Here is a 284-nt window from a genome sequence, read left to right as displayed (position 1 = left end):
TTTATCTTTGTCCAGCAAATAACCACGAATACCTTTCGCCTCGCGCCAACAGTGAGGCTGCCCTTTTTCTTCTGTCCTGATTGGAACCATGGCGCCGTCAGCAGAAAAGACGAGTACTGGTCGGCGGCAACTGTCTTCTGATATATACTCTATAATTTGAGCAACTTCCTCGGCAGTTGGAGTAATCTCGGCAAGGCTGATTTCCGAGGCGACCTGATTGGTAAGTTTATGCACTGTATCCGCAGAAATATCAAAACGATATATTTCGTTCATCATCTCCGCAG

At 46.5% G+C, this 284-nt stretch carries 1 pseudogene; it reads right to left on the bottom strand.

The features are described from left to right. A pseudogene (locus JWH17_RS25060) lies at positions 1-284 on the bottom strand (ISKra4 family transposase); the annotation flags it as partial.

The sequence above is a fragment of the Desulfogranum marinum genome (assembly GCF_016918565.1).
Taxonomy (GTDB): domain Bacteria; phylum Desulfobacterota; class Desulfobulbia; order Desulfobulbales; family Desulfobulbaceae; genus Desulfogranum; species Desulfogranum marinum.
The sequence above is the reverse complement of the archived record's forward strand: the minus strand, read 5'-3'. Positions and strand labels throughout refer to the sequence as shown.